The organism is Prevotella sp. P4-51, assembly GCF_002251455.1.
GTDB lineage: Bacteria > Bacteroidota > Bacteroidia > Bacteroidales > Bacteroidaceae > Prevotella.
In genome coordinates, this window is record NZ_NPJM01000052.1 from 23,610 (window position 1) to 36,121 (window position 12,512).

General features: G+C 44.4%; 11 protein-coding genes and 1 pseudogene. All 12 read left to right on the forward strand.

From position 1 onward, the window contains the following. Positions 1–97 precede the first annotated feature (97 nt). On the forward strand, positions 98–1,228 hold the full coding sequence (locus CIK94_RS07905; protein WP_144008346.1) for a hypothetical protein: 1,131 nt from the start codon (positions 98–100) through the stop codon (positions 1,226–1,228). A 95-nt stretch (positions 1,229–1,323) separates the two neighbouring features. Continuing rightward, complete coding sequence (locus tag CIK94_RS07910; RefSeq protein WP_094422480.1) at positions 1,324–2,646, forward strand: UDP binding domain-containing protein; 1,323 nt, start codon at positions 1,324–1,326, stop codon at positions 2,644–2,646. Positions 2,647–2,677: 31 nt separating this feature from the next. Beyond that, positions 2,678–2,848: pseudogene (locus CIK94_RS07915) on the forward strand (polysaccharide biosynthesis protein); the annotation flags it as partial. Between the two features lie 260 nt (positions 2,849–3,108). Beyond that, complete coding sequence (locus CIK94_RS07920) at positions 3,109–4,521, forward strand: DegT/DnrJ/EryC1/StrS aminotransferase family protein (RefSeq protein ID WP_094422482.1); 1,413 nt, start codon at positions 3,109–3,111, stop codon at positions 4,519–4,521. Between the two features lie 122 nt (positions 4,522–4,643). Then, positions 4,644–5,081, forward strand: a complete 438-nt coding sequence (locus tag CIK94_RS07925) for a four helix bundle protein (protein WP_371591647.1) — start codon at positions 4,644–4,646, stop codon at positions 5,079–5,081. A gap of 568 nt (positions 5,082–5,649) precedes the next feature. Then, positions 5,650–6,993 (forward strand): DegT/DnrJ/EryC1/StrS aminotransferase family protein, encoded by a 1,344-nt coding sequence (locus tag CIK94_RS07930; RefSeq protein WP_094422484.1) that lies wholly within the window; start codon positions 5,650–5,652, stop codon positions 6,991–6,993. Between the two features lie 332 nt (positions 6,994–7,325). Then, positions 7,326–7,499 (forward strand): hypothetical protein, encoded by a 174-nt coding sequence (locus CIK94_RS14400; RefSeq protein WP_158216540.1) that lies wholly within the window; start codon positions 7,326–7,328, stop codon positions 7,497–7,499. A 67-nt stretch (positions 7,500–7,566) separates the two neighbouring features. Next, on the forward strand, positions 7,567–8,937 hold the full coding sequence (locus CIK94_RS07935) for a sugar phosphate nucleotidyltransferase (RefSeq protein WP_094422486.1): 1,371 nt from the start codon (positions 7,567–7,569) through the stop codon (positions 8,935–8,937). Between the two features lie 182 nt (positions 8,938–9,119). After that, the gene (locus CIK94_RS07940) at positions 9,120–9,506 is read left to right on the forward strand and encodes an acyltransferase (RefSeq protein ID WP_254046171.1); all 387 of its coding nucleotides are present in this window, start codon (positions 9,120–9,122) and stop codon (positions 9,504–9,506) included. Positions 9,507–9,518: 12 nt separating this feature from the next. Further along, entirely contained in the window at positions 9,519–10,223 is a 705-nt protein-coding gene (locus tag CIK94_RS07945) for a DapH/DapD/GlmU-related protein (protein WP_094422488.1), read from the forward strand. A gap of 10 nt (positions 10,224–10,233) precedes the next feature. Beyond that, the gene (locus tag CIK94_RS07950; RefSeq protein WP_094422490.1) at positions 10,234–11,769 is read left to right on the forward strand and encodes an oligosaccharide flippase family protein; all 1,536 of its coding nucleotides are present in this window, start codon (positions 10,234–10,236) and stop codon (positions 11,767–11,769) included. Continuing rightward, the coding region (locus tag CIK94_RS07955; RefSeq protein ID WP_094422492.1) for a polysaccharide pyruvyl transferase family protein at positions 11,766–12,512 on the forward strand (747 nt) is incomplete at its 3' end. The genes CIK94_RS07950 and CIK94_RS07955, both read left to right, overlap by 4 nt.

Sequence of the window (12,512 nt, forward strand, 5' to 3'; positions counted from 1 at the left end):
CTACAGAATGATTTTATGCACAATGTCTTAGCAGATTTGGCCCTTTCATCCCAGGTGATGATGACCATCCAAGCAGACATAAAGTAGAAGAGAGTTTATGAAGCAGGATTGCACGAGTTCTCCATCTACAGCCGACGAAACCAAGCGCCTTCAACCACTTGAAAGCACCGCGTTTCCAGAGGGCACCCACCTTTCTGAGCCAGAAACACCATCTGGCCCAGCAATGAAGAAATGCGCCGAAGTGAAACCGACACCCCTTGGTTCACGTCGCAAGAAAGATGCGACAGACACGACTTGCACGTCGTGGAGCTACCTCTTTGTTCACAACCGTAAGGTCAAATCCATCGAACAGCAGCTCCAGCAAGACGGCATCCCTCATTTCGTTCACAAGACTATCAAATATCTGCCCCGTCGCAGCAACCATGGTGGTATGCGTCAGGTCGAGACGCCCTCGGTGAGCGGACTGATTTTCCTCCAGGGTTCTCCCCGTCAGCTCCAGGCCTATCTGGACGAGCATCTGCCCATGCACAAGCTGTGCAAGAACTGCAGCACCGGCCGCGTGGCAACCATCCCCTGCAACCAGATGGAGCCCTTCATGCGTGTCTCTGAGACCGAGCCCGACAGGCTGCGCTTCCTCCTCCGTCCTTTTGTCTATTACGCCCAGAACCGCACCCTGCTGCGCATCGTCTCTGGCGACTATGCCGGCCTTGAAGGCTATGTCATCCGCATTGCCCGCGACCGCAGACTGGTGATGGATGTCGGTGGCATGGCTGTGGCCATATCCAATGTCCACGCCGAGCGCTTTGAGGAAGTCGGCAAAAACGGTGACGCCAAGAACCGTGCCACCTTCTACAAGCGCAATCTCCATGAGCGCCATGCCTTTATCGACACCTTCTTCCATCAGGTGAAGACTGCCCAAGAGGTGGCGGCACAGACCGAGAACATCAAGATGCTCCTCCGTCAGACCCACGCCGATGTGCTCAGCAAGCGCCTTGACATCAAGGACGCCTTTTCCACCTTCTATTTCATGATAGAAGAGATTGGCTACTACTACGCCCCCTTCCTCGACTACGTCAAAGACGACCTCCAGCCCATCATCGATGCTGGCCGCAAGGTTATGCAGGAGATAGCCCGCATCGCCTCGACCTTCAAGGACGAAGACCAGCGCCAGCGCTATGAAGCCGAGTACGAAGAGCTACGCACCAACTATGGCTATGTGTTTGATTAAGGTGGAGCAAAGCAAGTATACCTTATATAATATAATAATGTGATAAACACGCCTGAGTAAATCCAACCCATAAAACTTTTATCTCAATTTATTATATGCGTAATTTTGAAGACATACGTGTCGCCGTTGCCGGAACCGGCTACGTCGGCCTGAGTATAGCCACGCTGCTTTCGCAGCACCACCGTGTCACGGCAGTGGACGTGATACCCGAGAAGGTGGAGAAGATCAACAACCGTATCTCACCCATCCAGGACGACTATATCGAGCGCTACCTGGCCGAGAAGCCGTTGCAGCTCACCGCCACCCTCGACGGCCGCCGGGCCTATGCCGACGCCGACTTCGTGGTCATCGCCGCCCCGACCAACTACGACCCCGTAAAGAACTATTTTGACACCAGCCATGTCGAGGAAGTCATCGACCTGGTGCTGGAGGTAAATCCCGATGCCGTCATGGTCATCAAGTCCACCATCCCCGTAGGCTACACCCGCAGCCTCTACCTGAAGTACGCCCAGCGCGGCGTGAAGAAGCTGAACCTGCTCTTCTCGCCCGAGTTCCTGCGTGAGAGCAAGGCCCTCTACGACAACCTCTATCCCAGCCGCATCATCGTGGGCTACCCCAAGATCATGTCGCATCCCGACTTCGCCGCCGAGAACCGCGCCATCGAGTCGGTCACCGATGTGGAGATGCTCAAGGATGCCGCCCGCACCTTCGCCGCACTCCTCCAGGAAGGCGCGCTGAAGCCCGATGTGGACACCCTCTTCATGGGCATGAAGGAGGCCGAGGCCGTGAAGCTCTTCGCCAACACCTACCTCGCCCTACGCGTGAGCTACTTCAACGAGCTTGATACCTATGCAGAAGTGAAAGGTCTTGACTCAAAAGCCATCATTGAAGGTGTAGGTCTTGATCCCCGTATCGGCATACACTACAACAATCCATCATTTGGCTATGGTGGTTATTGTTTACCAAAGGATACCAAACAGCTCCTCGCAAACTATCAGGATGTACCTCAGAACATGATGTCTGCTATTGTAGAGTCAAACCGCACACGCAAAGATTATATTGCGGATGCAGTGCTTCGAAAGGCAGGATGGTACGATTATTCAAGCAATAATCAATACGGAGCAGAACCAAACAATTGTGTAATCGGTGTATACCGTTTGACTATGAAGTCAAACTCCGACAACTTCCGTCAATCTGCTATTCAAGGCATTATGAAACGCATCAAGGCAAAAGGTGCAGAGGTTATCATTTACGAACCAACCCTTGAGGATGGCACAACATTCTTTGGTAGCAAGGTGGTCAACAATCTTGCTGAATTCAAGGTACAAAGTAAGGCCATCATCGCCAACCGCTTTGATGATTGCTTGAAAGACGTGGAAGATAAAGTATATACAAGAGATATCTTTAGAAGAGATTAAATACAAATTAAACTAAAATAAAATTATGAGCATTTTTGCAGGTAAAACCCTTATGATTACTGGTGGAACAGGTTCCTTCGGTAACGCAGTTTTGAATCGTTTTCTTCGTACAGACATAGGTGAGATTCGTATTTTCTCACGTGATGAGAAGAAGCAGGATGATATGCGCCATGAGTATCAGATGAAATATCCTGATGTTGCCCAGACAACGATAGATGGATTCAACGCCCTGATATACAACCTATAGGAATGCCTTGAAATTGAGAAATATTTTATTTGGTACACATTTGGTACGTATTTTTGTGGCTAAAATCCTTAATTTCCCGCTTGTTCTGCTTAAAATAGCCATGATTTCATGGTTTCACGCTCTTTTTGGGTACTCAACGTGTGTTGAGAAGGTTCGAATCCTTGTTGAGCGACAAATTGCTTAAATTGAAAACAAACAATAAAAATCATACAACTATGTCAGAAGAAAGAAAGACTATTTATTTGTGCCTCGCGCACCTTTCAGAGGATAGGCTTGAACAGAAATATGTTCAGGAAGCCTTTGACACTAATTGGGTTGTTCCCATGGGTCCAAATGTAACCGCTTTCGAGGAAGATCTTCGTAAGTTCGTAACAGGCAATGTAGAGTCTGCCGTTTATCAAGATTCTCGTTGGCCAGAGGCAACAGCAGCTGCTTGGAACCTTAATCCTGCACTGAAGGACACTAAAGTTGTATGCCTTTCAGCAGGTACGGCGGCTGTGCATCTGGCATTGCTTGCCTGTGGTGTAGGTCCTGGCGATGAGGTATGCGTGCAGTCGTTCACCTTCTGTGCCAGCTCACACCCTATCACCTATCTTGGTGCAACACCCGTGTTCATCGACTCTGAAGCTGAAACATGGAACATGGACCCTCAGCTCCTTGAGCAGGCTATCCTCGATCGTAAGGAGAAGACTGGCAAATATCCCAAGGCAATCGTGCCCGTTGCCCTCTATGGTATGCCCTACAAGATTGATGAGATTATGGCTATTGCCGACAAGTATGGCATTCCCGTGGTCGAAGATGCAGCCGAAGGTATGGGCTCACGCTTCAACGGACAGGTACTCGGCACCTTCGGTCAGTTCGGTGTCCTGTCCTTCAATGGCAATAAGATGATCACTACCTCTGGTGGTGGCGCCCTCATCTGTCAAAATGCTGAGGATGCCAACACCATCATGTGGTATGCAACACAGGCACGTGATGCTTATCCATACTACGAGCATACCGCCATTGGCTACAACTACCGCATGTCCAACGTATGTGCAGGTATCGGACGTGGTCAGATGACCGTTCTCAATGACCACATCGCCCATCACAAGCACGTGCAGGAACTCTACAAACAGCTCCTGAAGGATGTTCCTGGCATCACCCTCCACGAGCAGCCAGCCGATCCTCGCTATGATGCCAACTTCTGGCTCTGTGCTGCCACCATCGATCCAGAAATCCGCATCAAGGGTCAGGAGAATGCCTACAAGGAAGTCATCAAGACAGCCGTAGGTGGAGCAGCCGGAGTCATCAAGGCCGTAGAAAGCGCCACCACCGACTGCCAGCCGAACGAGAATGTGGAAGCCCTCCGTGTCTTCATGCTCTCAAAGAAAGTTGAGTGCCGTCCAGTATGGAAGCCAATGCACTGTCAACCTGTTTACCGCAAGGGTTCACAGGTTGTGGGGCATGGGTCAGGAGTCATGGGTCAGGAGTATTCCGTTATAGAAGGCCCCAATATGGCAGCATACGTCAACCACGTTTCTGAGGACATATTCAAAGTCGGATTCTGCTTGCCAGCAGGACCTTATGTTTCAGACGAAGACGTTCGCTATATCGTAGATTGTATTCGCGAAGCTATTGTTGAATAAAGAGTCACGAACCAAGAGTCATGGGTCACGGGTCATGGGTCACGGGTAATGGGTAATGGGTCATGGGTCATGCTCTAATACATTCGTTACCAATACCCTTTGACCCTTGACAAAAAAAGCTTATGAAACAAACAAAGTACACTCAAAAGCCAAAGAAGGTACGAAAACTCGCACCTCTTATGACCGAGGAACAAAAGCAGAATGCGGGCATTTTGGATTTGAGTTTCGATTTTGCTTGTCGTATCACAAGACTCTATCAATACTTGACGGAAGACTCTTCCGACAAGGAGTTTGTGATGTCTAAGCAAGTGTATCGATCAGGGACGAGTATAGGTGCTAACGCGAGAGAGGCCAAGCACGCCCAGTCAGATGCAGACTTTTTGAACAAATACAGTATTTCTTACAAAGAAGCAGATGAGACAGACTACTGGCTCAATCTACTTCATGCCAATGGTTATCTCACAGATGAAGCCTTCAACTCTTTGAATCACGATATGACTCGTATCCTCAAGGTACTTACAGCCATAGTCAAGAAACTCAAAGAAAAAATCAAAAAATAGAGTCACGAGTCATGAGTCACGAGTCATGGGTCTTGGGTCAGAGCAAAAACAATCATTACCCATGACCCATTACCCATAACTCCTAAAAAGTCATGCCCCCAAAATCAATTATGACCCTTTACTAATGACCCATGACTCAATAATGACGATGATGTTCGCTACATTGTTGACTGCATCAAGGAAGCAATCGTAAAATAAGAATCTAGATAATTGATCAGAAATAAGGTTAGTTGGTGTACAGGTGGTCTGCTTTGGTTCTTTCTTCGGACTTATCGGGGGATTTGTCCGAGATGAGGTCTTTGAGAATCAATCCAGATAGGGTTCAATACCCGAACCGCAATGCTTTGAAATAACCTCTAAAACACAGCACTTTACGAGCATTTGCAAAATCAAGAAAATATATTTAGTACCACTTTCGTATCGCATATTCAGCCCTGGACGCTTAAATTAAGGCTGAAATCGACAAATTATGCTTTTTTTCGCTACTCAACACCCGTTGAGAAGGTTCGAATCCTTGCTGAGCGACAAAACATCATCTTGAAATATAAACAATAAAAATCATATAGCTATGTCAGAAGAAAGAAAAACCATCTATCTCTGCCTGGCCCACATGTCAGACGAAGGTTTTGAACAGAAATATGTTCAGGAGGCCTTTGACACAAACTGGGTTGTTCCTATGGGCCCCAATGTTACCGCTTTCGAGGAAGATCTCCGCAAGTTCGTTACAGGAAACGTGGAGTCTGCCGTTTATCAGGACTCACGTTGCCCTGAGGCTACATCTGCAGCATGGAACCTCAATCCAGCACTCAAGGATACAAAGGTTGTCTGCCTCTCAGCAGGCACTGCGGCCGTGCATCTCGCATTACTTGCTTGTGGTGTAGGACCTGGCGATGAGGTATGCGTACAGTCATTCACCTTCTGTGCCAGCTCACATCCTATCACCTATCTGGGTGCAACTCCTGTATTCATTGACTCTGAGGCTGAGACTTGGAACATGGACCCTGAACTCCTTGAAAAGGCCATCCTCGATCGTAAGGAAAAGACCGGCAAGTACCCTAAGGCTATTGTGCCTGTAGCCCTCTATGGTATGCCTTACAAGATTGATGAAATCATGGCGATTGCCAACAAGTACGGCATTCCTGTTGTAGAAGATGCAGCCGAAGGTATGGGCTCACGCTTCAATGGTCAGGTACTTGGTACCTTTGGCAAGTTCGGTGTCCTCTCCTTCAACGGTAACAAGATGATCACAACCTCTGGTGGTGGTGCCCTCATCTGTCAGAATGCCGAGGATGCTAACACCATCATGTGGTACGCAACTCAAGCGCGTGATGCCTATCCATACTACGAGCATACCGCCATTGGCTACAACTATCGCATGTCCAATGTATGTGCCGGTATCGGCCGTGGTCAGATGACCGTCCTCAACGACCACATTGCCCACCACAAGCACGTTCAGGAACTCTACAAGGAACTCTTTAAAGACGTTCCAGGCATTACCCTCCACGAGCAACCAGCCGATCCTCGTTACGATGCCAATTTTTGGCTCTGTGCAGCAACCATCGGTCCCGAGATCCGCATCAAGGGTCAGGAGAATGCCTACAAGGAAGTCATCAAGACTGCCGTAGGTGGAGCTGCCGGAGTCATCAAAGCAGTAGATAGTGCCACCACCGACTGCCAGCCTAACGAGAACGTTGAAGCACTCCGTGTCTTCATGCTCTCGAAGAAGGTAGAGTGTCGTCCCGTCTGGAAGCCAATGCACAAACAGCCAGTTTACAAGAACAATCCTGCCTACATCAATGGTGTATCAGAATCCCTCTTCAAGATTGGTTTCTGCCTCCCTGCAGGTCCATACGTCTCAGATGATGATGTGAAGTACATCGTAGACTGTATAAAGGAGGCTATCGTGAAGTAAATCCAAACAGAAGAAATATTATACAGCTAAAGGGGATACTGTCATCTTTTAGTGCCGCTCGGCATCTTCAGAAACCATATCTTTTTAGTGCAATGTTTTAGGTAAAGGTCTGAAGTGACGCTTGGCTCGCCCAAGAATGTTTTGGTGATAAGTCCTCCGAGGCTGTTTTCCCAAAGCGGATGCAAAGGCGAGAAGCCGTGAATCGAATTCATCATCCGCTACAAAGGATAGGACGAAAGTCCTTTTGCTCCCACTTTCGGGGGATTGTGAGAGCATTGAGGTCTTTGGGACAAGTAGCCCTATCCGTTTTTCAAACGATAAAACGATACATTATGATACATCAAGACATTGATAAAGCCAAACGCACCCTCGCTACACTTCAAGAAGAGAAGCGAGCGCGCCAAGAACGCATCCAACTTGCCATTGATAGCAAGCGCAAGTTCGATGCCGACCTTCACGCACATTGCCAGATTCCATCTGCCAAAGAGCGTTCCAGTCTTAGTTAAACGAAACTCGCCACTGCTCCCGAAAGGTAGCGAGGCTCAAAATTAGATAATAAAAGATAAATACAATATGCAATTAGTACTTTTATCCGGAGGTTCGGGCAAGCGCCTGTGGCCTCTATCTAACAATGCACGATCCAAACAGTTCCTTCCCCTTTTAGAGAAAGAGGACGGAACCATGGAATCAATGGTGCAGCGAGTTGTTCGTCAAGCTCGTCTCGCCAATCTTACTGAAGACATCACTTTGGCTACCAATGCAAGCCAACAGGATATTATTGTCAATCAACTTGGCGACTCGGTCAACCTTGTTACCGAACCCGAGAGACGCGACACCTTTCCTGCCATTGCCCTTGCAGCCTCATACCTGAAGTTGGCAAAGCAATGTGCCGATGATGAGGTAGTAGTCATCATGCCATGCGACCCCTATACAGAAGTTGGCTATTTCGAGACCATCGGTAAGATGGTGGAGTGCGTAAAAGCCGATGTGGCTGATCTTGTTTTGATGGGAATAGCACCTACATACGCATCCGAGAAATACGGATACGTAATTCCGATGCACGAAAATACTTCGACAGGCTCAGCACAGGCTGATAACGAAAACTACAAGATGGTATCTCGTTTTACCGAGAAACCATCAGTGGAGGTTGCTGAAACTTTTTTGAAACAAGGCGCTTACTGGAATGGAGGTGTCTTCGCCTTCCGTCTTGGTTACATGATGAATATCGTTCGCAAATATATGTCGAGCGATAGATTTGAGGATACTCGCGCACGCTACTCCGAATTTCCAAAGATATCCTTCGACTATGAAGTGGCTGAGAAGGCAGAATCTGTTGCTGTTGTTCCTTTCAATGGCGAGTGGAAAGACCTGGGCACATGGAACACGCTTACTGATGAACTCCATAAGCCTGTTATTGGCAATGCCGTAATGGGCGCACATTGCGAGAACACGCATGTCATCAATGAACTCCAGAACCCCATCTTTGTGGACGGACTGAAGGATGTAGTTGTAGCCGCATGTCCCGATGGCATCCTTGTGTGCAGCAAAGAACATTCAGAGGAAATAAAGAAGTCGGTAGAAAACCTCACCCCACGCCCCATGTACGAAGAAAGACGTTGGGGAACCTATCGCGTGCTTGATGACAGCTATTATGCTGATGGTCGTCATTCCCTCACTAAGAGTATCACGCTCAAGGAAGGCAAGAACATCAGCTACCAGATTCACCACCATAGAAGCGAAACCTGGACATTCGTTCAGGGCGAAGGTATCTTCGTGCTTGATGGCCGGGAGCAGAAAGTGAAGGCTGGCGATACCGTTGTCATCCCAGTGGAGCATTGGCACGCCATCAAAGCCCTCACCGAACTCACCTTTATTGAGGTGCAGAGTGGCAATCCTCTTATTGAAGAGGATATAGAGAGGACAGAATGGACTTGGAGTGAATAATTAAAAACAAAACAATATGATTAAAAAGATATTACGACCTATAATGGGGGGGGGGTAAAAACAAGATAAAAGACCTGCTCTGGTGGATGACCAATACCTTTATATGCAATCTTCCAAGCAAACATGTAAGAATTTGGTGGCTTAAGATGATGGGGCTTAAACTTAACGGTCGCGCAATGCTTATGGAAGGCTTTCATATTCGAAACCCTAAAGGCATTACGATAGAAGATGGTGTCTCTATAGGGCCACATGTTCTTTTGGATGGTCGAAAAGGACTGCATATAGGAAAGAGTGCAGTTATTGCTTATGAAGCAATTATCTGGTCATTAAACCACGATTATAATGATATACACTTTTGTGGGAAAGGTGCACCTGTTGAGATTGGTGAGTATGCATGGATATGTAGCCGTTCCATCATACTTCCAGGTATCAAGATAGGAAAAGGTGCTATTGTTGCATCGGGTGCTATTGTCACCAAAGATGTACCTGATTATGCTATAGTAGCAGGCGTTCCCGCAAAAATAGTTGGTCAGCGTGAAAAGAAAGAATACAAGTATGGCTACAAATGAATATAAAATGTTATGAACTTTTTAAAACATGCTATAAGAAAAATACTGTTGGGGCATAAGTCAACATCTAATGATTATGTAAACTACCTTCGAAAGAAGGGCGCAAGCATTGGAGAAGGGGTTATTATATATTCTCCTAATCATACCTATATAGATGAAATGTTTCCATTTATGCTTACAATTGGCAATAATGTTAATATAACACAGGGCGTACATATTTTAAACCATGACTTTTCATGGTCGGTGATAAAAGCAAAATATGGCACTATTATAGGAGGTGTAGGAAAAGTTGTTATAGGTAACAATGTATTTATTGGGGTAAATAGTATTATTTTGATGAATACAGAAGTTGGCGATAATGTAATTATAGGATCAGGAAGTGTTGTACATGGTAAGATACCAGCTAATAGCGTAGTGGCAGGATCACCTGCAAAAGTCATATGTACAATTGAGGAATTTTATGATAAAAGAAAAAAAAGACAATACGACGAAGCCGCAAGTGTCGTAATTGCTTATCGTAATAAATTTGGAGTAAATCCACCCAAAGAAGCACTTCCTGCTTATTTCTTCTTGTTCGAGCAAAGAACAGAAAATATTAGCCCTGTCTTTTTACAAAGGATGAAATTGGGGGGAAATCTTTCTGAAACAATGAATTCCTTTATGAATAGTTCACCTATGTTTGAGTCATATGAAGCGTTTCTCAACAGCATAAGGTAATATCTTAAATATGAAAATGGACTCAAATAAAAAGATGGTAGTGAATACCGTTATTCTCTATGCAAAATTACTGATAGAAATATCTGTTAACTTGTATTCTACGAGACTTATACTGTTAGCTCTAGGCGTTGAGGATTTTGGTATTGTAAATTTGATATCAGGTATTGTGGCATTGCTTTCTTTTGTACAGAACTCAATGTCTGTATCTTCACAGAGATATATGTCTGTAGCTATGGGACAGCGTGAATGCGGACAACTTGAGAGGGTTTTTTGTAGCAGTTTCATGTTACACTTTATCTTGGCGATCTTAATTTTTTTCTTATTGGAATGCCTTGTACCAGTTATCTTTGATTCTTCAATTCAAATACCGGAACAAAGATTGGACGCTGCTAAAAATTTATATCAGCTTACGATTTTAGGGACACTTCTTATCATAATAACCGTACCATATGACGCTGTCCTGAACGCGCATGAGAACATGTTGATGTATTCTATAGCAACTATAGTAGAATCTACAATTCGTTTAATAGGCGCATTGGTCCTTTTAGTATATAATAACGACAAACTGATTTTCTATGGTGTCTTACTAATTACAATCCGTTTAGTATCGATGCTGATCAAATATATATATTGTCATAGGCATTATATAGAGACAAGGCATTTTGTTAAAGCTTTTGACAAGAAGTTAATGAAAGAGATGTTCTTCTTTGCATTCTGGAATATGTTTGGCGCATTAGCTTTAACGGGCAGAGCACAGGGAGTTGCAATAGTGATGAATACATTTATGGGTGTAGTAGTTAATGCGGCGTATGGTATTGCAAACCAAGTATCAGGTCAGTTGTTAAATTTTACAGCAACTATAACGAAGGCAATGAACCCCCAAATTATGCAAAGAGCCGGAGTTGGAGATAATATAGGAATGATATCTTTGTCACTAAAGCAGTGCAAATATTCATCCATCCTCTTATCATATGCTATTGTACCTCTTTTATTCTCGATGGAATTTATTTTAAAGATTTGGTTAAAGGATGTACCAGATTATGCCCTGAACTTTTGTATGCTAATACTTGTAGTGTCAGTAATTCAGCAACTATCAATAGGTTTAATGTCTATGATACAGGCAACTGGGATAATACGAAATTATCAAGTTTGCGTGTCTTTATGTATGCTGTTAAACATCCCGATTGCCTACATGATATTAAAGCTGAACGCGAGGGCAGAATATGTTATAGTTGGAATGATAGTAGTAGAAGTTTTTGCATGTGCTTTACGCATATTTTTTGCAAAAAGACTTGCAAACTTATCCATAAGAAGTTTTGTTATATCTGTAATCGCCCCTGTCCTTTTAATTTATTTTTTTAGTTGTATTGGCGTTTATGGATTTGAAAGATTGTTGTTAGATGGAGTGCAAAACGTTATGTCATTTATTGTTTTGACATCATTAAGCATTGTCTTCATCTCTATTTCTGCCCTAATCGTTTTGTCAAAAGATGAACGCTTATACTTATTCAACATAATTAGAAGATTAATAAAAAAGATAATATGATAAAGGTAGCCACTTTAAGCTTTCAAAATGCATATAATTATGGTGCCGTATTTCAGGTTGCCGCACTGCAACATATAATAACTGAACTCGGTGCCGATTGTGATATAATAGATTATAGATGCCCTGCCATTGATAGGCAATATGATTTTCTTCCTTTGCGCTTGAACAGAACTATAATAAATGCCATACGAGCAAATCTTGTTATAGCTCCTTTTATACGATCTAAGAAGAGGAATTTTCTGACTTGGATGGATTCTTATAAGAAAACACAAGTTATTACGTCTAAAGAACAGTTGAAGGAACTTAACTCCCAATATGATAAATTTGTCGTTGGTAGCGATCAAGTCTGGAATTTGAAATGCCAAGGGCATGATAGCTCGTTTTTTCTTGACTTTGTCAGTGATGGATCAAAAAAAATAGCATATGCTGCTAGTTTTGGTACTTTTAAGATAGATAATGACGATAAAGATTTTTATAGAAGGTATCTCAAGGATTTTCATAAAATATCTGTTAGAGAAAAAAGTGGAATACCACTTGTTAAGGGTTTGGGAGGTGCTGATTCTGTAGAATGTATTGATCCTGTACTACTTGCAGGTCAAGAATTTTGGAAATCAAAAATAGGAGATGCATCTGTAACTTGTGACAAGTACATTTTTGTATATCAGTTGAGCAGAAATATGAATATACCATCATTTGCAAAAAAACTTGCTCGTGATAAGAAATTGAAAATTCTATTTGTTACA